Annotated in this window: 16 protein-coding genes; 9 read left to right on the forward strand and 7 right to left on the reverse strand. The window is 61.7% G+C overall.

The genetic code is table 11. The features are described 5' to 3' along the window. The first annotated feature begins 46 nt into the window (after nucleotides 1-46). A complete protein-coding gene (gene zwf / locus ACIOVF_RS16850) occupies nucleotides 47-1,489 on the forward strand; it encodes a glucose-6-phosphate dehydrogenase (RefSeq protein WP_401290896.1) in 1,443 nt (480 codons plus the stop codon). On the opposite strand, the gene ACIOVF_RS16855 is transcribed toward zwf, so the two are convergent. Continuing rightward, nucleotides 1,486-4,356 carry an EAL domain-containing protein gene (locus ACIOVF_RS16855; protein WP_401290899.1) on the reverse strand — a complete coding sequence of 957 codons (2,871 nt, stop codon included), beginning with the start codon at nucleotides 4,354-4,356 and terminating at the stop codon, nucleotides 1,486-1,488. The two genes, zwf and ACIOVF_RS16855, sit on opposite strands and share 4 nt — an antisense overlap. A gap of 223 nt (nucleotides 4,357-4,579) precedes the next feature. Here ACIOVF_RS16855 and uvrD point away from each other — a divergent pair, with 223 nt between their 5' ends. The 3 genes from uvrD to ACIOVF_RS16870 all read left to right on the forward strand — a co-directional run bounded on the left by uvrD (nucleotide 4,580) and on the right by ACIOVF_RS16870 (nucleotide 8,326). Further along, the gene (gene uvrD / locus ACIOVF_RS16860) at nucleotides 4,580-6,763 is read left to right on the forward strand and encodes a DNA helicase II (RefSeq protein ID WP_045199464.1); all 2,184 of its coding nucleotides are present in this window, start codon (nucleotides 4,580-4,582) and stop codon (nucleotides 6,761-6,763) included. A 195-nt stretch (nucleotides 6,764-6,958) separates the two neighbouring features. Further along, complete coding sequence (locus ACIOVF_RS16865) at nucleotides 6,959-7,807, forward strand: Tim44 domain-containing protein (protein ID WP_045199463.1); 849 nt, start codon at nucleotides 6,959-6,961, stop codon at nucleotides 7,805-7,807. Between the two features lie 111 nt (nucleotides 7,808-7,918). After that, nucleotides 7,919-8,326, forward strand: a complete 408-nt coding sequence (locus tag ACIOVF_RS16870) for an SMI1/KNR4 family protein (protein WP_010222784.1) — start codon at nucleotides 7,919-7,921, stop codon at nucleotides 8,324-8,326. Nucleotides 8,327-8,460: 134 nt separating this feature from the next. Here ACIOVF_RS16870 and ACIOVF_RS16875 read toward each other — a convergent pair whose 3' ends face one another. Continuing rightward, entirely contained in the window at nucleotides 8,461-10,221 is a 1,761-nt protein-coding gene (locus ACIOVF_RS16875; protein ID WP_045199461.1) for a cation:proton antiporter, read from the reverse strand. Between the two features lie 325 nt (nucleotides 10,222-10,546). Between ACIOVF_RS16875 and ACIOVF_RS16880 the strand changes: the two genes are divergently transcribed. Next, nucleotides 10,547-11,032 (forward strand): acyl-CoA thioesterase, encoded by a 486-nt coding sequence (locus ACIOVF_RS16880; protein WP_045186257.1) that lies wholly within the window; start codon nucleotides 10,547-10,549, stop codon nucleotides 11,030-11,032. Nucleotides 11,033-11,041: 9 nt separating this feature from the next. On the opposite strand, the gene pdxY is transcribed toward ACIOVF_RS16880, so the two are convergent. Beyond that, nucleotides 11,042-11,914, reverse strand: coding sequence for a pyridoxal kinase PdxY (gene pdxY / locus ACIOVF_RS16885; RefSeq protein WP_045199459.1), 873 nt, complete (start codon nucleotides 11,912-11,914; stop codon nucleotides 11,042-11,044). 119 nt (nucleotides 11,915-12,033) lie between these two features. Here pdxY and ACIOVF_RS16890 point away from each other — a divergent pair, with 119 nt between their 5' ends. After that, on the forward strand, nucleotides 12,034-12,426 hold the full coding sequence (locus ACIOVF_RS16890) for a DUF3301 domain-containing protein (protein ID WP_045199457.1): 393 nt from the start codon (nucleotides 12,034-12,036) through the stop codon (nucleotides 12,424-12,426). On the opposite strand, the gene ACIOVF_RS16895 is transcribed toward ACIOVF_RS16890, so the two are convergent. The 3 genes from ACIOVF_RS16895 to zigA are packed head-to-tail and all read right to left on the reverse strand — an operon-like array spanning nucleotide 12,423 to nucleotide 15,253. Further along, nucleotides 12,423-13,394, reverse strand: coding sequence for a CobW family GTP-binding protein (locus tag ACIOVF_RS16895; RefSeq protein ID WP_401290906.1), 972 nt, complete (start codon nucleotides 13,392-13,394; stop codon nucleotides 12,423-12,425). The two genes, ACIOVF_RS16890 and ACIOVF_RS16895, sit on opposite strands and share 4 nt — an antisense overlap. A 42-nt stretch (nucleotides 13,395-13,436) precedes the next feature. Beyond that, entirely contained in the window at nucleotides 13,437-14,045 is a 609-nt protein-coding gene (locus ACIOVF_RS16900) for a DUF1826 domain-containing protein (protein ID WP_401290909.1), read from the reverse strand. After that, nucleotides 14,045-15,253: a zinc metallochaperone GTPase ZigA gene (gene zigA, locus ACIOVF_RS16905; protein ID WP_195885341.1), complete on the reverse strand. Its 1,209-nt coding sequence runs from the start codon at nucleotides 15,251-15,253 to the stop codon at nucleotides 14,045-14,047. Before zigA ends, ACIOVF_RS16900 begins: the two co-directional genes overlap by 1 nt. Nucleotides 15,254-15,372: 119 nt before the next feature. Between zigA and ACIOVF_RS16910 the strand changes: the two genes are divergently transcribed. Continuing rightward, on the forward strand, nucleotides 15,373-15,759 hold the full coding sequence (locus tag ACIOVF_RS16910; protein WP_045199449.1) for a hypothetical protein: 387 nt from the start codon (nucleotides 15,373-15,375) through the stop codon (nucleotides 15,757-15,759). A 23-nt stretch (nucleotides 15,760-15,782) separates the two neighbouring features. Then, the gene (gene folE2, locus ACIOVF_RS16915; RefSeq protein WP_401290914.1) at nucleotides 15,783-16,670 is read left to right on the forward strand and encodes a GTP cyclohydrolase FolE2; all 888 of its coding nucleotides are present in this window, start codon (nucleotides 15,783-15,785) and stop codon (nucleotides 16,668-16,670) included. 6 nt (nucleotides 16,671-16,676) lie between these two features. Here the strand turns inward: folE2 and ACIOVF_RS16920 are convergent, their stop codons facing one another. Then, nucleotides 16,677-17,204 (reverse strand): DUF3617 domain-containing protein, encoded by a 528-nt coding sequence (locus ACIOVF_RS16920; RefSeq protein ID WP_401290917.1) that lies wholly within the window; start codon nucleotides 17,202-17,204, stop codon nucleotides 16,677-16,679. Between the two features lie 127 nt (nucleotides 17,205-17,331). Here ACIOVF_RS16920 and cls point away from each other — a divergent pair, with 127 nt between their 5' ends. Beyond that, nucleotides 17,332-18,771: a cardiolipin synthase gene (gene cls / locus ACIOVF_RS16925; RefSeq protein WP_045199443.1), complete on the forward strand. Its 1,440-nt coding sequence runs from the start codon at nucleotides 17,332-17,334 to the stop codon at nucleotides 18,769-18,771. Nucleotides 18,772-18,776: the final 5 nt, after the last annotated feature.

The raw sequence follows: 18,776 nt of genomic DNA on the forward strand, positions 1-18,776 counted from the left end.
ATGACCGGCGACCCGCCCAGCTAAACGAACTAGGAGAGTGGTGGTATTGACTATCCCTTGCGACATCATGGTGTTCGGCGGCACCGGTGACCTGGCCCTGCATAAACTGCTTCCGGCGCTCTACCACCTGTATCGCGAGGCTCGCCTGCACCCCGCCGTGCGCATCATCGCCCTGGCCCGCAGCAATCTGCCACGTAATCAATTCCTCAAACTCGCCGAACGCCGTTGCCGGGCACAGATTGCCCGTGCCGACTTCGACGAGGATGTCTGGGCGCGGTTCTCGGCGCGCCTGGACTACTTCCCCATGGACGCCTCGCAAAGCGCCGATTTCGTCCGCCTGGCGCGCTTTCTCGGTGAAGCCGGCGGCCTGACCCGGATCTACTACCTGGCCACCGCACCGAACCTGTTCGTGCCGATTGCCAACCACCTGAAAATCGCCGGGCTTGCCGATCACGATGCGCGCATCGTCCTGGAAAAACCCATCGGCCACTCGCTGGAGTCAGCCACGGCGATCAACGAGGCCTTCGGCGCGGTGTTCGCCGAGTCGCAGGTGTTTCGTATCGATCACTACCTGGGCAAGGAAACGGTGCAGAACCTCATGGCCCTGCGCTTTGCCAATGCCTTGCTCGAGCCGGTGTGGCGCAACAACCAGGTCGATCATGTGCAGATCAGCGTCTGTGAAACCCTCGGCATCGAAAACCGTGGCGCCTACTACGACCGCGCCGGCGCCACCCGCGACATGCTGCAGAACCACCTGCTGCAGCTGCTGTGCCTGGTGGCCATGGAGCCGCCGGCACAATTCGAGGCTGAAGCGGTTCGTGACGAAAAGGTGAAGATCCTCAAGGCCCTGCAACCGATCACCGGCCAGGACGTGCAGGACAAGACCGTGCGCGGCCAGTATAGCGCCGGCAAGATCGGCGGCCAGGAAGTACCGGCTTACTACTTCGAAAAAGATGTCGACAACGACAGCGATACCGAGACCTTTGTCGCCGTAGAAGCCCACATCAACAACTGGCGCTGGGCCGGCGTGCCCTTCTACTTGCGCACTGGCAAACGCCTGGCCAAGCGCTCGTCGCAGATCGTCATTCAGTTCAAGCCGGTGCCCCACCGCCTGTTCGACGGCGATCAGGCCAACCAGCTGCTGATCCAGCTACAACCCGACGAGCGCATCAGCCTGCAAATGATGACCAAGACCCCCGGCAAGGGCATGCGCCTGGAGCCGGTGGAACTCAACCTCAACCTGGCCCAGGTATTCGGCCAGACCCGTCGCTGGGACGCCTATGAGCGGCTATTGCTGGATGTGCTCGAAGGCGACTCGACGCTGTTCATGCGCCGTGACGAGGTCGAGGCGGCGTGGGCCTGGATCGACCCGATCCTTAACGGCTGGCAGGAACACTTCCAGGCCCCTCGCCCCTACCACGCCGGTAGTAACGGCCCGGACCAGGCCCACAGCCTGCTGGCCCACCAGGGCCGCGCCTGGCACCTTTAAAAGCTGTAGCGGCTGGCCAGTAAACCGGCCAGTTCCTGCGCCGGCACCGGCCGGCTGATCAGGTAGCCCTGCACTTCGTTGCAGCCTTGCTTGCGCAGGAAGTCCAGCTGTTCAGCGGTCTCGACGCCCTCGGCAACCACCTGCAGGTCCAGGCTCTGGGCCATGGCGATGATTGCCCGGGTGATGGCCGCGTCCTCGCTGCCCTCGCGCAGGCCCCGGATAAAGGCCTGATCGATCTTCACGTAGTCCACCGGGAAACGCTTGAGGTAGCTGAGCGATGAATAGCCGGTGCCAAAGTCGTCGATCGCAAGCTTCACCCCCAGCTCATGCAATTGGCGGAAGGTGGCGATGATGTGCTCGACGCTGTCGAGCAACTGGCTCTCGGTCAGTTCCAGTTCCAGCAAGTGCGGGGCCAGGCCGCTTTCTTCCAAAACCTGGCGCACCAGGCTGACCAGCTTGCCCTGGCGCAACTGATACACCGACAGGTTCACCGACACGCGAATCGGCGCAAGGCCCATGCGCTGCCACTCGCAAGCCTGCCAGCAGGCCTGGCGCAGGACGAATTCGCCCATCGGTGCAATCAGCCCGGTTTCTTCGGCCAGGCCGATGAAGTCCGACGGCGGCACCATGCCCCACTGCGGATGCTGCCAGCGCACCAGCGCCTCGGCCGCATGCAGACGGCCAGTGGCCAGGCACAGCTTGGGTTGGTAGTAGACCTGCAGTTGCCGCTCTTCGATGGCCTTGCGCAGGTGGTTTTCCAGCTGCAGGCGCTGCAGGGTGCTGGCCTGCAGGCTCTCGGTGTAGAACTGGAAGTTGTCGCCACCCAGGTGCTTGGCGTGCTGCATGGCGGTATTGGCCTGGCTGACCAGCACCGTAACATCCCGCGAGGTGTCGGCCAGCAGGCTAATGCCCACCGAAGCGCTGATCACCAGCTCGTGACCATCGACCCGCAGGGGCACGCGTAGCTTGTCGAGCAGGCGGCTGGCGACCCGTACCAGGCTCGACAGGTTGCTGTAGGCATCGAACAGCACGGCAAACTCGTCGCCGGAAAGCCGCGCCACGGTGTCGGCCTCGGGCATGGCATTGCTGATGCGCTGGGCCATCTGCTTGAGCAAATGGTCGGCAACTTCATGGCCAAGGCTGTCGTTGAGCAGCTTGAAGCGGTCCAGGTCGATGTGCAGCAGGGCCAGGCCGCGACCGCTCTGGCGCAGGCGCTCGCCGGCCTCGTGCAGGCGCAGGCGGAACAAGGCGCGGTTGGCCAGGCCCGTCAGTTCATCATAGTGGGCCAGGTAGCGCAGGCGCTCTTCAGACTCACGGCGCGCCGACAGGTCGGTAAAGAAGCCGACGATGCTGGTCAGGTTGCCGCGGGCATCACGTACGCCGTTAAGCTGCAGCCACTGAGGATAAAGCTCACCGTTCTTGCGCGCCTCGACCAGTTCGCCTTGCCAGCTGCCCTGTTGCTCCAGGGCCAGTTCGATAGCCTGTGAATGTCGACGAGCATCAAGGCTGCACGCCAGCTCCAGCAACCGCCCTTGCAATAGTTCTTCGCGGCTGTAGCCGGTAACCCGGCAGAAGGCCTGATTGACGGCCAGCAGTACATAGTCAGGGTCAAGAATCACAATGCCTTCACTGGCGGCTTCAAACACCGTGGCGGCCAGACGCTGCTGTTCCTCCTGGGCTTTTTGCGCGCTGATTTCCCGGCGGGTGCCGAGCATGCGCAGCACCCGCCCGCTGGCATCACGTTCCACCGCCCGGCCACGGTCCTCAATCCAGCACCAATGGCCCTGGCGGTGACGCACCCGGTAGTCGATGCGGTAGTCCTCGCTGCGGCCCTTGAGGTGTTCGACCAGGGTACGCTTGAGCAGCGGCACGTCATCGGGATGCAAACGTGGCTTGAGGTGCGCGAGCATTTCCTGGACTTGTTCAGGCTCCAGGCCAAACAGCTCGCGCAATTGCGTGTGGTGGATCTCGTCGGTGTCCAGGTTCCAGTCCCAAAGCCCCAGCTCGCTGGCCTCTAGCGCCAGGGCCAGGCGCTGCTCGCTTTTGCTCAGGGCCTGGTTGGCGACATCGAGTTCCTGGCTGCGCTGGGCCACCCGCGACTCCAGCCCAACCTGCGCCTCACGCAGCTGTTCCTCGATCAACCGGCGCTGTTCGACCTCCTCGGCCAATGCCTGGTTGAGGCTCTCGCTGCGGCTTTGCGCCGCTTGCAGGTGTTCGATCAGCTCCTGATTCTGAAAGCGTCGCAGCAATCCGCGTTCGATCAGCCGGTTGACCTGCCAGGCCACCACCGACAGCGCAATCAACAGAATCAGCCCAAGCCAGCCCCAGCCGCGCTGCTGTTCGTCGCCACTCCAGAACAGGAAAGCAATCGGCGGCAGCAGGCAGGGCAAGGTAAAACTGAGAAACGCTGGCAGGCTGACGGCATAAGCAACGCTGGCCGAAAGCGTCGCCGCCCCCAGCAGGCCAAACACCCAGGCCTGCTGGACGAAGTTGTCCACCGGCACCAGGGCAATCGCCGCGCTGGCCAGGGTCAGGCCGCTGAAGGCCGAACCGAGCAAAAACATCCGCCACCAGGTCGGCTGGGCTTGCCGGTCGGGCATGGCAGCATCGAAAGCGGCCACCTGGATCACCCGCAACGCCACCAGCGCCATCAGCCAGACCACCCAGACGCTGACCAGCAGGTAACGCGCCGGGTTCCATAGCAGCCAGGCACAGACAAGGCCGTTGAGCAGCATGAACAGGGTCGGCAGCAACGAGCCTTGATACAGCAGGCGGGTGCGCTCGACAGCCAGTTTCGGTGCGAAGTGTTTGCGAATACTCCGGCGCGCTTGGGCTGGGGCGCTCAGGGAGTCGGAACCGAGTGTCATAGGCGGTGTTCTTGTAATGGTTAGCCTTAAACGTGCACGGAGCATACACAAGCAAGCCCCTGGGCCAAACTGCTCTGGATCATAATTATTTCATCGCATTTCCCGACGGCAGGTGCTCAAGCACGCAGGCCTTGGGCTGCAGCCGGTGACCGGCCGGTCGTCAGCGCCAAGTTTTTCTACTGTATATTTGCCCAAGGGTCGCCTGCGCCCCTAAAATGGCCGGATGCGCGATGATCTCTCTCTCCTGTTGAACTCTCTCAACGACGCCCAACGCCAGGCTGTAGCTGCGCCGGTCGGTCGTCAGTTGGTCCTGGCCGGTGCCGGCTCCGGCAAAACCCGTGTGCTGGTGCACCGCATCGCCTGGTTGATCCAGGTGGTGCAGGCCTCGCCGCACTCGATCCTGTCGGTTACCTTCACCAACAAGGCCGCTGCCGAGATGCGCCAGCGTATCGAACAGCTGATGGGCATCAACCCGGCCGGCATGTGGGTCGGCACCTTCCACGGCCTGGCGCACCGCCTGTTGCGCGCGCACTGGCAAGAGGCCGGGCTGAACCAGAACTTCCAGATCCTCGACAGCGACGACCAGCAGCGTCTGGTCAAACGCGTAATCCGCGAGCTGGGCCTGGATGAACAGCGCTGGCCGGCGCGCCAGGCACAGTGGTTCATCAACGGCCAGAAAGACGAAGGCCTGCGCCCGCAACATATCCAAGCCAGCGGCGACCTGTTCCTCGGCACCATGCGCAGCATCTATGAAGCTTACGAGGCAGCCTGCCAGCGCGCCGGCGTCATCGACTTCTCCGAGCTGCTGCTGCGCGCCCTGGACCTGTGGCGCGATCACCCGGGCCTGCTCGAGCACTACCAGCGGCGCTTCCGCCATGTGCTGGTCGACGAATTCCAGGATACCAACGCCGTGCAGTACGCCTGGCTGCGGCTGCTGGCCAAGGGCGGCGACAGCCTGATGGTGGTCGGCGATGACGACCAGTCGATTTACGGCTGGCGCGGTGCCAAGATCGAGAACATCCACCAGTACACCGCCGACTTCCCCGACGCCGAGCTGATCCGCCTGGAGCAGAACTACCGTTCCACCGCCGGCATCCTCAAGGCGGCCAACGCCCTGATCGCCAACAACAGCGGGCGCCTGGGCAAAGAGCTGTGGACCGACGGCGGCGATGGCGAACCGTTGAGCCTGTACGCCGCCTTCAATGAACACGACGAAGCCCGCTACGTGGTCGAGAGCATCGAAAGCGCACTCAAGACCGGCCTGGCACGCAGCGACATCGCCATCCTCTATCGCTCCAACGCCCAGTCGCGGGTGCTTGAAGAAGCACTGCTGCGCGAACGCATTCCTTATCGCATCTATGGCGGCCAGCGCTTCTTCGAACGCGCCGAGATCAAGAACGCCATGGCCTACTTGCGCCTGCTCGAAGGCCGCGGCAATGACGCCGCCCTTGAGCGGGTGATCAACGTGCCGCCGCGCGGTATCGGCGAGAAAACCGTCGAAGCGATTCGCGAGCACGCGCGCCACGCCCAGGTTTCGATGTGGGAGTCGATGAGCCTGCTGATCGCCAACAAGGCGCTCAAAGGCCGCGCTGCCAGTGCCTTGGGCGCGTTCATGGAAATGATCGAGAACCTTGCCGCCAAAGTCCTCGAGATGCCCCTGCACCTGATGACCCAGACGGTTATCGAGCAGTCCGGGCTGATCGTCTATCACCAGGAAGAGAAAGGCGAAAAAGGCCAGGCCCGGGTAGAAAACCTTGAGGAACTGGTCAGCGCCGCGCGCAACTTCGAAAACAGCGAAGAAGACGCCGAATTGTCGCCACTGGCGGCCTTCCTCGGCCATGCCTCGCTGGAAGCCGGCGACGCCCAGGCCGACGAGCACGAAGACAGCATCCAGCTGATGACCCTGCACAGCGCCAAGGGCCTGGAATTCCCTCACGTCTTCCTGGTCGGCATGGAAGAAGGCCTGTTCCCACACAAGATGAGCCTGGAAGAGCCCGGCCGTCTTGAAGAAGAACGCCGCCTGGCCTATGTCGGCATCACCCGCGCCATGCAGCAGCTGGTGATGACCTACGCCGAAACCCGCAGGCTGTACGGCAGCGAGACCTACAACAAGGTCTCGCGCTTCGTACGCGAAATTCCGGCCGGCCTGGTGCAGGAAGTGCGCTTGTCCAACAGCGTCAGCCGCCCGTTCGGCTCCGGTCAGCAGCAGAACTCGAGCAGCCTGTTCGCCAACGCCAACATCCCGCAGACCGCCTTCAACCTTGGCCAGCGGGTGCAGCATGCGGTATTTGGCGAAGGTGTGATCCTCAACTTCGAAGGCTCCGGCGCCCAGGCCCGGGTCCAGGTCAACTTTGCCGAAGGCAGCAAGTGGCTGATGCTCGGTTACGCCAAGCTCGAAGCGCTGTAACGCAGAAAATCCTGTAGGAGCGGGCTTGCCCCGCGATGCAATGTGACTTGCACGCCGCAATCGCGGGGCAAGCCCGCTCCTACAGCGTATTCAGATCATTCAGGCAAAAGCTGGAAACATTATGGCGCTGGTCATGTGTCCTACAACCTGTGCACCATGACGCGCGTGCAATCCACAAAACGGGAATACCCTTCTATGCAACGTTTTCTTAGCATCGCTTTGGCGCTGTGCATCGGCCTGACGATGAGTCTCGACGCCAACGCCAAACGCTTCGGCGGCGGCAAGAGCTCGGGCGCCGCGCCGACCCACCAGACCCGCCAGGCAGCCCCAGCTACCCCGGCTGCCTCGCCAACCGCGCCAGGTCGCGCACCTGCCGCCGCCAGCGGTGCTTCGCGCTGGCTCGGCCCGCTGGCCGGCCTCGCCGCCGGTGGCCTGCTGGCCTCCATGTTCATGGGCGACGGCTTCCAGGGCATGCAGATCTTCGACATCCTGATCATGGCGCTGATTGCCTTCCTGGCGTTCCGCTTCATCGCCGCCCGTCGCCGCAAGCAGCAGCCACAAATGGCCGCCGCCGGCCACGCGCCTTTCCAGCGTGAAGCGCACCAGCCTGCGCAGCCGTCGATCTTCGGTGGATCGGCTGCACCTGCCGCCGCCCGTCCGGTAATCAACGCCCCGGCCTGGTTCAACGAGCAGAGCTTCCTGGCGGCTGCCCGCAACCACTTCCAGTCGCTGCAGCAGCACTGGGACGCCAACGAAATGGACAAGATTGCCGAGTTCGTCACCCCGCAGATGCTGCAGTTCCTCAAGCAGGAGCGTGCTGATCTGGGTGATGCCTTCCAGTCCACTTACATCGACGACCTAAATGTGCAGCTTGAAGGTGTCGACGACCGCGCCGACAAGACCATCGCCACCCTGACCTTCAGCGGTGTATCGAAGACTTCGCGCTTCGACCAGGGCGAACCGTTCAGCGAAAGCTGGAACATGGAACGCGCGCCGGGCGAGAACCAGCCTTGGCTGGTTGCCGGGATCCGTCAGAACGGCTGATCTTGAGGCATTGCACAAAAAACCCCGGGCTTGTCCCGGGGTTTTGCTTTTAGCGCAGCAGGCTACTAGGGTATAACGCGCAGCGTGTCGTAAAGGTTAGAGGATAGAACCGTGGAAGAAGTCATCGAACAGCTCCGAGAAGCCAATGAACCGGTACCGGTGCCGCTGGAGTTGCCGGACGAAGACCAACTGGTCGAAATCGAAGAAGAGTTGTTCATCAACATTCCGTTCGTCTTCAAGGAATTCCTGCTGACGGTCAGCGACGTGGTCTACGGCAGCCTGGAGCCGGTCACCGTCACCGACCCGCAGTCGCATACCTACTTGCCGGACGTGGCAGCCAATGCCTGGGACGCCGGCGTGCCGCGCGACCTGATCCCGATCTGCCAGGACGGCGACGATTACTACTGCGTCGAAGAGGACGGCACCGTGGTGCTGTGGTCCGGCGAAGAAGAGATCGTTACCGAGGACAGCTGGGAATCGGTGTGGCACTGGGCGCGGGATGTCTGGCTGGAAAGCTGAATGAGAAATACCCGCATAAAATAATGGCTCTTGGCTATTAATGCTCGTAGAATCGCCACGCCTTCCCGCGCGTGGCGCTTCGCTACCGCTCCATCCCCTCGGACATTCGAACCGCCCCGCGCAGGAAGCGCCTCTTAGTGGTGGTTTTCCTGGTTGTTTTCCAGGGTCTCCAGCAAAGCGATCTGCATGCGTGTATGCACACGGATGAACCAGCGCCACAGCACCGCCACCACCACTGCCGCGACTATCACGATCAGCAACAGCAGCTCGTTGGTGGGCAGAATGCTGGCCGACAGCGCCGACAGCAGCAAAAAGATCACCAACAGCGACAGCAACGGAATGACCTCGGCAATTACCCGTCGAACCCGCTGGGTGTGGCGCCCGGCCATCTCCGGCTTGACCCCCATCTCCGCCAGCAGCATCGACAGCGCCTTGAGCTTGCGGTACGCAGCGATCAGGAAAGGCAGCGACAGCATCAGCGCCGCGCCCCAGATCAAGGCCTTCTGCTGGCCGACATCGCTGACCCATTCGCTCAGGTAGTCACCGATGCGCGCGGCAAAATAACCACCGCTGAAGAAGATCGCCACCACCAGCGCCAGGTTCACCCCCACCTGCAGCAGAATCCGTCGGATCATCGACGCCAACAATGCCCCTTGGCCATGGGGCTGGATGCTGCGCAGCCATTCGCCGTACAGCGACAGCACCCGCGACAGGCGCCCCGGCACGACCTTGGCGAGCTTCAGCGACAGCGGGTCGGCGGCGCGAATCAGATACGGGGTAAGCAGCGTGGTGATGGCCGAAACGGCTACCGCCACCGGGTAAAGGAAGTCGCTGGTGACCTGCAGGGTCATGCCCAGTGCGGCGATGATGAACGAGAACTCGCCAATTTGTGAAAGCCCCATCCCGACCCGCAGTGAGGTACGTCCGTCGTTGCCGGCGATAAAGGCGCCCATGCCGCAGGACAGCATCTTGCCCAGCACCACGGCAATGGTGATGACCACGATCGGCCAGGCATACTCGACCAGGATCGACGGATCGATCATCAAGCCGATGGCGACAAAGAAGATGGCGCTGAACAGGTCGCGTACCGGTTCGATCAGGCGCTCGATCTTCAGCAATTGGCGCGACTCGGCCATGATCGCGCCAATCAGAAAGGCGCCCAGGACCATGCTGTATTCAAGCTTGACCACCAGCAGGCAGAAGCCGAAACACAGGCCCAAAACGGTAATCAGCAGCATCTCGTTGCTTTCGAAGCGGGCCACGTAAGCAAGCAGGCGCGGCACCAGCAAAATGCCGATGACCAAGGCAACGATCATGAACAGCGACAACTTGCCGACCGTGGAAAACACCTCACCCGAGCTCACCGTGCCACTCACGGCAATACCCGAGAGCAAGGCGATGATGCCGATGCCAAGGATGTCTTCGACGATCAGCACGCCGAAGATCAGTTGGGCAAAACGCTCGTTCTTCATCTTCAGGTCGTTGAGCGCCTTGACGATGATGGTGGTCGAGGAAATCGCCAGGATGGCGCCGAGGAACAGTGAATCCATGGTGTTCCAGCCGAACCAGCGGCCGATCTCGAAGCCGATCCAGATCATCAGCACGATTTCCAGGAACGCGGCGATGAACGCCGTGGCCCCGACCTTGAACAACTTGCGCAGGCTGAACTCCAGGCCCAGGCAGAACATCAGGAAGATCACGCCGAGCTCGGCCAGGGTCTTGATCGTCTCTTCGTCGTGAATCAGGCCGAACGGCGGGGTGTGCGGGCCGATGATGAAGCCGGCAACAATGTAGCCAAGCACTACCGGCTGTTTGAAACGGTGGAAGAGGATAGTGACCACCCCGGCAACCAGCATGATCACTGCCAAATCCTGGATAAAGCTGATGGCATGCACGGCGTGGGACTCCTTACCTGGTATCCAGAGACAAGCCGCAACTCACCCGATGAATTGTCTGATTGAGTTGCGGGTACATAGCGTTTTAAATGTAGGAATGCCCACCTTGCATGGGCTTCTTCAGGTTAACACCGCCGCTTGTCGCGAAAAGCCGGTGCAATATGAAGAAACAGATCGACCAAAGCATCGCCGCAAATGGCACAAATAGCGTGACGGCAAGGCCGCTGTCAGCGTCCCGTCTACTTAGATGGGAATCGTATTGGGGGAAAGAAGCGTGAACAGCAATCGCCACCCCGCCTCAGCGCAACCTTACCGTGAGCACACTATGGAACCTGGAAACGCCCAGCTGTCGATGACCGTCCTGATGACCCCGGACATGGCCAACTTTTCTGGCAACGTCCACGGCGGCACGCTGCTCAAATACCTCGACGAAGTGGCCTATGCCTGCGCCAGCCGCTACGCCGGTCGTTATGTGGTGACCCTGTCGGTCGACCAGGTGGTCTTTCGCGAGCCGGTGCATGTCGGCGAGCTGGTGACCTTCCTCGCTTCGGTCAACTACACCGGCAACACCTCGATGGAAGTCGGCATCAAGGTGGTCACTGAGAATATTCGCGAGCGTTCGGTGCGCCACAGCAACAGCTGCTTCTTCACCATGGTCGCCGTCGACGACGACCGCAAGCCGGTTGCGGTGCCGCCGCGCCAGCCTGAAAGCAGCGAAGAGAAGCGCCGTTTCCTCCAGGGTAAACAGCGCCGGCTGATCCGTCAGGAGCTGGAAAAGCGCTACCAGGAGCTCAAGGGCGATGCCCTTTAAGACCGCCCGTTAAAAGGCCAGAGGCTGCGCCGCAAAGCGCAGCCGCGGGTGCACGATGCGATCTTGCGCCCGCACCAGTTCCAGCTCGTAGCTGGCACAGGCCTGGGTTTCCAGCAGCACTTCGTGCACCGCGGCGGCGGTGAATTCAAACGCCGCTACCCAGTCATCGCCCAGCAGCAAGCGCGCCAGGAACAAGCCTGATGTCAGGTCACCAACGCCTACCGGCTGGCGGGCGAATGCCAGCAGCGGGCGGCGGATGTGCCAGCTCCCTTCGCCGGTCACCAGCAGCATCTCGAAATCTTCCGCGCCACGCCCCGGGTACGCCAGGTGCTTGACCAGCACCGCTTTCGGGCCGCGCTCCAGCAGGCTGCGGGCCATGTCGACACAGTCTTGCAACGACTCGGCACGGCGCCCGCAGAAGCTGTCCAGTTCCAGCTGGTTCGGGCACAGCACATCAGCACGGGCCAGCGCTTCTTCGAGCAGAAACTCGCTGACCTCGGCCGGAACGATACAGCCCTTCTCGGGATGGCCCATCACCGGGTCGCAGAGGTACAAGGCGCGCGGGTTGGCCGCCTTGATCCGGGCCACGCCGCTGAGGATCGCCCGCCCCTGCTCGGCACTGCCCAGGTAGCCGGACAACACCGCATCGCAGTTGCCCAGCTCACCGATCGTCGCAATCCCTTCTACCAGTGCAGGTATTTGCGCTGGAGCAAGCACTTCTCCGGTCCACTGGCCATACTGAGTATGGTTGGAGAACTGCACGGTATTGAGCGGCCAGACCTTCACCCCGACCCGCTGCATGGGAAACACTGCGGCGCTGTTGCCGGCATGGCCGAAAACCACGTGGGACTGGATGGCGAGCAGATGCGGTGTACGTTTCATGCAGGTCTTCCGAAAGCGTAGGAATGAAAAACAAGGCGCGCAGTATGGCGCTAAATGCCACCTGTACGACAGACCGGGGAGGCAGTTAAGCTGGGCATACCTCGTTGGAGCATATGTAAATGTTGACCCTGGGAAATCTCTTCGTGCTGATGCTGCTGGCCACGGCAGGCGCCTGGTTGTGGCATAACCACGGCTTGCGTGAAAAGGCTCTGGAGCGGGTCAAGCAGCACTGCGCCAAGCTCGACCTGGAGCTGCTCGATGGCAATGTCGCGCTCAAGCGCATCGGCTTTGTTCGCGATGCCAACGGCCGCAAACGCCTGGCCCGGGTGTACAACTTCGAATTCACCGTGACCGGCGAACAGCGCCACCCCGGTACCGTCACCCAGTTCGGCGCCCATACCATGCAGATCGAACTGGCGCCCTACCCGTTCGAGATCAAGACGCCGCCACACCACGATAACGTGGTCGAGATGAACCAGTGGCGTCAGGACCACAACCGCTGGCGTAACTAGACGCGGCAGGCCAGCATGGCCTGTTTTAGCGCTTCAGGAGCTTGCGGCTCGGCGAAAATCAGCTCCAGCCGCGAGTCGCGCCGCCATTCGCTGCGGCTCCACAGCAAGGACGGCTGTCCAGCCAGGGCATTGAGCGCTTGCCAGCCGTCCAGGCTGTGGATAACTGCCTTGGCCCGGCGCCAGTCTAACTCCCGCAGAAATTGCTCGATGCGGGCACGATCAAACACCTGAGCCGGGTGCCAGCGCCAACCAATGCTCCAGCCCTCCGCCGCCTCCTGGATGCTGCAAATTGGCTCCTGCGGATTTGTCCACAGGCTGCCTATGACTGCGGAAACACTGGCTGATGCCAGTTTATCCACAGCCAGGGAATGGCTTGGCGGAGCACTTGCCACCGGCACTTCGGACAACGGCAGATGGCCGAAATCGGTCCAGTACAGGCGAGCATCCGCCAGCCGGGAAGTTATCCACAAGCGCTGTAGTTCGTCCAGACCAGCGGATTTATTCAGCACCAGCAGCCCGGCGCTGGCCAGGGTCGAGTGCTGAGCTTGCGGCAAGGCAACACCCGCAGCCAGCTGCTCGGCATCGAGCACCAGTACCGCCGGTTGTACCGCCAGCACCCCCTGCCAGGGCGGTAAGCGCAGTTGCTGCAACAACTGCAACGGATGGCCCAACCCGGATGGTTCGATAAACAGCCTATGCGGCTTGGCCTTGCGCAACAGGCGACCCAGGCCGACCTGGAATGGCATGCCGTTGACGCAGCACAAGCAACCGCCGGCCACCTCTCCCAGGGCAATCCCATCGTCATCGGTTGCCAGCAGCGCTGCGTCCAGGCCGATCTGGCCGAACTCGTTGATCAGCACCGCCCAGCGCTCATCGGCGGGCCGCTGCGCCAGCAACTGGCGAATCAGGCTGGTCTTCCCGGCGCCGAGCGGGCCGGCAATCACGTGGGTAGGAATGTTCTGCAGCATGGGACGGAGAGTGCCTGAAATTTTCGTCACTATGCCGTTATATCAGGCCATCCAGTCAAGGCTGAGGATCAAACGCCGCTCACCATTGGCCAAGGCCGGCGAACGATGGACCAGCCCGCCTCCCTGATTACCAAGCCATCTCTCGCCCTTGAGCAAAGCCACCTCACCCTCGGCCAATTGGCGGATTGCCTCGGCATGCGGTTGCTCCCGAGCCAGTTGCGTACGGTCGATTGCACCTTCTCCCAGCCATTCACTGCCCGGCCCGACGTAGGTGCTCAGTAAACGCAGAGGGACGTGATCGACATGAAACCGCGGGCACATGGCGTTGCCCAGCACCTGCAGGCGCAGGCCGACTCGCCGGGCGTCGAGCAAGCAGGCGTAGGCAGCCACCAGCCAGGCAACGTCGGTAACAAACGCCACATGGCCTTCCAGGTCGGCATACCCGCCCAGCAAGCCACTGAGGTCCGGCAACTGTTGTTGCTCATCCAGCTCGATGACCCGGCTTTCACCCAGTGGCTGGTTCAGCGACAGCAGCAAGCGGGCAAAGTCTTCGATCTGCACCGGCAAGCGGCGCTGCCATACCGCGAGATTGACGCCATCCTGCAACGCCTCGGTGAGCACTTGAGGCGTGTCGCCGAAGGCCTGGCGCATCACGCCGCGTCCTCGTCAAACCACGGGCCGAACGGGTCGGGTAGTTGCCGCCAACTGTTCACGCCTGCGGCCATTTCTGCATCGTCGAGCAGGCAGCTCGAGAGCTCGGCATCCAGCCGGGCGAAGTCGATATTCTGACCGATGAATACCAGCTCCTGGCGGCAATCACCACACTCTGCAGTCCAGTTCTTGAAGATCTGCGCGCTGCTCTGCTCATCCTGCGGCCACTGCTCACGGGGTACGAAGCGCCACCAGCGCCCGGCAAAACCGTGGCGCATCATGCCGCCGGCCTGCGACCAACTGCCGGCATCCTGGTGCTTGCTGGCGAGCCAGAAGAAGCCCTTGGAGCGCAGCAACCGGCCGTTGTCCCAGGGCCTGTGGATAAAATCGTAAAAGCGCTGTGGATGCAGCGGCCGGCGCGCTTGCCAGGTGGTCGCGGCAATTCCGTATTCCTCGGTTTCCGGCACGTGTTCGCCGCGCAGTTCCTGCAGCCAGCCAGGCGCCTGGGCGGCGCGGTCGAAGTCGAACAGACCGGTGTTGAGGATCTGCTGCAGCGCTACCTGACCCATGACCATCGGCACGATCTGCGCCTGGGCGTTAAGGCTGCGCAAGATCGCGCTGAGCTCTTCGCGCTCGGCGCTGCTGATCAGATCGATCTTGCTCAACAGAATCACGTCAGCGAACTCCACCTGCTCAATCAAGAGGTCACTGATCGAGCGCTCGTCTTCGTCACCAAGGGTTTCGCCGCGGCTGGCCAGGCTTTCGGCGGCCTGATAATCACGCAGGAAGTTCAAGCCATCGACCACCGTGACCATGGTATCCAGGCGCGCCTGATCAGCCAGGCTGCGGCCTTGCTCGTCACGAAAGGTAAAGGTCTCGGCGACCGGCAGCGGCTCGGAGATGCCGGTGGACTCGATCAACAGGTAATCGAAACGACCCTCGCGGGCCAAGCGCGCGACCTCTTCGAGCAGGTCTTCTCGTAAGGTGCAGCAGATGCAGCCGTTGCTCATCTCCACCAGCTTTTCTTCGGCGCGGTTGAGGCTGACGTTGCGCTGCACCTCGCTGGCGTCGATGTTGATTTCACTCATGTCGTTTACGATCACCGCGACCCGCAGGTTGTCGCGGTTTTTCAGCACGTGATTAAGCAGCGTGCTTTTACCGGCACCCAAAAAGCCGGAAAGCACAGTGACGGGAAGACGGTTGGGCATGGGGGCTATCCTCATCGGGGCGAGTGCATTCGAACGATGCATTGCGCAATGTTATATTATAACAATACAATCTCGCCAACCCACTTCGCTCAGAACATGACCAAAGGCCGACCTGGAAGATGAAATCACGTTGCCTTTTTGCCTTCGCTGCATTGCTGCTGTGCGAATCCGCCGTTGCAAACGGCGCGCCCCTCAGCAACGGCCTGGCACTTTGTACCCGCAGTGCAACCTTGCTTGCCTGCAGCGATGCCCAGGGCAATTACTACAGCGTGCAAACCCAGGGCAGTACCACCTACCTGCGCGGCTTCGAAATGGAGGGCCGCCGGCTGTGGGCACAAACCAATAGCCGCTACGGCCAGCTGACCTTCTTCACAGGCGTGGCGAGCAACGGCGAAACCTGGGTCGGATACAGCCAGCGTGTGGGCTGGACCACCTTGAACAAGGTCTCCAGTTCCAGCGGGCAGCGTTTCAATCTGCGCTGCAATCGCCTGAGCGGCTGCCAATAGCCTTCTTGAAAAGTGAACCCCTGATGAGCGCTTTCACCCTTCCTGACATCGCTGCCCAAGCCACCACTTCCCAGTTGCCATTGGATTGGGTCGGCATGTGTGGCATTGCCCTGCCGCTACAGTTCAATGGGCAGATGTTGCCAGCAACTGCCGACGCGGGCGTCAGCCTTGATGATGGCGCCTCCCGCGGCATTCACATGTCGCGCTTGTACCTGGCGCTGGAAGCCCTCCAGCATCAATCCTTAAGCCCGGCGCTGATCCATAAAGTTCTGGAGGATTTTCTCGACAGTCATATAGGCCTTTCCGCCAGTGCGTTCCTGACCCTGCGATTCGAACTGATGCTCAAACGCCCTGCCCTAATCAGTCAATTGGCGGGTTGGAAAGGCTATCCAGTGACATTGAATGCACAAGTGAAAGACGGAGTGTTCCACGTGGAACTATTCGTCGATGTGGAATATTCCTCCACCTGCCCGTGCTCCGCTGCCTTAGCCCGACAGCTAATTCAGCAGCAATTCATTACCGATTTTGGCGATTGCAGCTTGAGTCATGAGGCTGTCTTGAGTTGGCTGGGCAGTGCTCAAGGCATTGTCGCCACGCCGCACAGCCAACGCAGTGTGGCAAAGCTGCAGGTTCGTCTGTGCGAAGGGTTTAACGAACTGCCGATTGAACCACTGATTAATCAGGCCGAAAGTGCCTTGGGCACCGCAGTACAAACAGCGGTAAAGCGCGCCGATGAGCAGGCCTTTGCCTTGGCTAATGGGCAGAATCTGATGTTCTGTGAAGACGCCGCCCGACGCTTGAATCTGGCCCTGAAAACTCTGCCGTGGCTCGGTGGCTTCTACCTGCGCGTGGAACACGCCGAAAGTTTGCATGCCCACGACGCAGTGGCCCACAGCCAATGGCGCTGGTGAAGCGCCTCAGATTCGCGGTTTGACCGTACCGCAATCATTGCCCAACCACAGCGCACGAGTGTTCATGCTGCCCTGCTGCTGCACACCAGAAGCATTGAAGGTGCCGTTAACCTTGGTCGTGAACTCGCGGTCGCTGACGAACGTCGCTTCACCATTGCCCTGGGCTTTCGGACAACTGAAGGTGAACTTCCAGACATTGCCGTTGCGCTCGGTAATTTTCTGAGTACAGCCAGACTTGGGATCCTGCAGCGGTATGTCGTTGGTTTTCACCTGCTCTGGCGTCAAGCAGGAACGTACACCCTGACCGGCCACACTGATACCTTGCTTGGCCAGACCACCCTCGATCATCGCCCGCTGTTCCGGCGGCAGGTTCTTCAATTGGCCAAGCATAAAGCCCATGTCCGGAAGCGGTTTGCCATCGACCTGCATGTTGCTGGTGGTCAGCTCCCACAACCCAGGTTGCAGCATCTGCGCATGCACCAAAGGACTTGCCAGACCCAGCATCAGCGCCAGCAGCGGCAGACGATATTTCATGTAGTGACTCCTCGATACTCCAGCCCCAAGCTGGAACACAGCTTAGACGTCAATTTGTGCTTTCGGTTGCAAGTGCTGGCATGAACATGCTCTGTTAGGGGCAGAGCCTTCGGACAGCAGGATGCGTATGGATTACCACAGCCCCTACTTCTTCGGTTACCTCATTGGCGTGATACACCTGCTGGGTGCAATCGCCGCCCTGCACGCCGTGTTCACTGTGCGTACGGCCCAGGGTGCAATTGCCTGGGCGTTGTCGCTGCTGTTCATTCCCTACTTCACCCTCATCCCTTACCTGGTTTTTGGCAGCCGCACCTTCGATGCCTACATCCAGGCCCGGCGCCAGGCCAACCGCGAGATGCACGTGGCTATGGCCGATCTCAACTGGCGACCCTGGGTCGAGGAAGCCCTGGCCGCGCGCAATTCGGAGTCCTATGGTGCGCTGCGGGCGATGCCCAAGCTGGGGCGCATGCCGTGCCTGGCCAACAACCAGGTACGCCTGCTGGTCGACGGCAAGGCCACCTTCGACGCAATCTTTCGCGCCGTCGCTAGCGCACGCGATACGGTGCTGGTGCAGTTCTTCATCATTCACGACGATGACCTGGGCCGACAGCTGCAAGCGCTGCTGCTAAAAAAAGCAGCCGAAGGCGTGAAGGTCTATGTGCTCTATGACAGCGTTGGCAGCCACGCCCTGCCCTCTGCCTACAGCCACAAGCTGCGCGAAGGCGGCGTCAACATCCGCGCCTTCGCTACCCGCCGCGGCTGGTTCAATCGCTTTCAGGTCAACTTTCGCAATCACCGCAAGATCGTCGTGGTCGATGGCTTGCTGGGGTTTCTTGGCGGGCACAACGTGGGCGATGAGTACCTCGGCGCCAACCCCAAGCTGTCGCCCTGGCGCGATACCCATGTCCAGGTCAGTGGGCCGGTGCTGGCCTGCCTGCAGGAGTCGTTCGCGGAAGACTGGTTCTGGGCATCGCGAAAACTGCCGCCGCTGATCCTGCCGGACACCTACCCGGAAGATGGCGTGCTTTGTCAGGTGCTGGCCAGTGGACCGGCCGACCCGCAAGAAACCTGTTCGCTGTTCTTCGTCGAAGCCATCCACTCGGCACGCGAACGCCTGTGGATCACCAGCCCGTACTTCATCCCCGACGAAGCGGTGTTCGCTGCCTTGCGCCTGGCGGTGTTGCGCGGGGTAGATGTACGCATCCTGATTCCTTCGCGCGCAGACCACCGCATCGTTTACGCCGCCTCCAGCCTGTTCGCCTTTGAGGCGGTGCGCGCCGGGGTGCGGATGTTTCGTTTCGAGCCGGGGTTCCTGCATCAGAAGGTGGTGCTGATCGACAACGAGATCAGCGCCATCGGCAGCGCCAACCTCGACAACCGATCGTTCCGGCTCAACTTCGAGATCATGCTGCTGACCGTCGATCGCGCGTTTGCCGATCAGGTCGAAGCAATGCTCAGCCATGACTTCGATCGGTCCCGGGAAATCACCGCCGAAGACACCCGCGATACGCACCGCCTGCAACAACTGGGGATGCGTATCGCCCGGCTGATCTCACCGATTCTGTAAGGCGT

Origin of the sequence: Pseudomonas sp. NPDC087612, assembly GCF_044743505.1 — a bacterium.
GTDB lineage: Bacteria > Pseudomonadota > Gammaproteobacteria > Pseudomonadales > Pseudomonadaceae > Aquipseudomonas.

Excerpts from the sequence above, each read along its gene's own strand:
- ACIOVF_RS16880 (WP_045186257.1), top strand. The coding sequence starts at position 10,547 with ATGGAACCTGGAAACGCCCAGCTGTCGATGACCGTCCTGATGACCCCG.
- ACIOVF_RS16910 (WP_045199449.1), top strand. The coding sequence starts at position 15,373 with ATGAAATCACGTTGCCTTTTTGCCTTCGCTGCATTGCTGCTGTGCGAA.
- ACIOVF_RS16900 (WP_401290909.1), bottom strand. The coding sequence starts at position 14,045 with ATGCGCCAGGCCTTCGGCGACACGCCTCAAGTGCTCACCGAGGCGTTG.
- ACIOVF_RS16855 (WP_401290899.1), bottom strand. The coding sequence starts at position 4,356 with ATGACACTCGGTTCCGACTCCCTGAGCGCCCCAGCCCAAGCGCGCCGG.
- ACIOVF_RS16865 (WP_045199463.1), top strand. The coding sequence starts at position 6,959 with ATGCAACGTTTTCTTAGCATCGCTTTGGCGCTGTGCATCGGCCTGACG.
- ACIOVF_RS16895 (WP_401290906.1), bottom strand. The coding sequence starts at position 13,394 with ATGCTGCAGAACATTCCTACCCACGTGATTGCCGGCCCGCTCGGCGCC.
- folE2 (WP_401290914.1), top strand. The coding sequence starts at position 15,783 with ATGAGCGCTTTCACCCTTCCTGACATCGCTGCCCAAGCCACCACTTCC.
- pdxY (WP_045199459.1), bottom strand. The coding sequence starts at position 11,914 with ATGAAACGTACACCGCATCTGCTCGCCATCCAGTCCCACGTGGTTTTC.
- ACIOVF_RS16890 (WP_045199457.1), top strand. The coding sequence starts at position 12,034 with ATGTTGACCCTGGGAAATCTCTTCGTGCTGATGCTGCTGGCCACGGCA.
- ACIOVF_RS16920 (WP_401290917.1), bottom strand. The coding sequence starts at position 17,204 with ATGAAATATCGTCTGCCGCTGCTGGCGCTGATGCTGGGTCTGGCAAGT.
- zigA (WP_195885341.1), bottom strand. The coding sequence starts at position 15,253 with ATGCCCAACCGTCTTCCCGTCACTGTGCTTTCCGGCTTTTTGGGTGCC.
- cls (WP_045199443.1), top strand. The coding sequence starts at position 17,332 with ATGGATTACCACAGCCCCTACTTCTTCGGTTACCTCATTGGCGTGATA.
- uvrD (WP_045199464.1), top strand. The coding sequence starts at position 4,580 with ATGCGCGATGATCTCTCTCTCCTGTTGAACTCTCTCAACGACGCCCAA.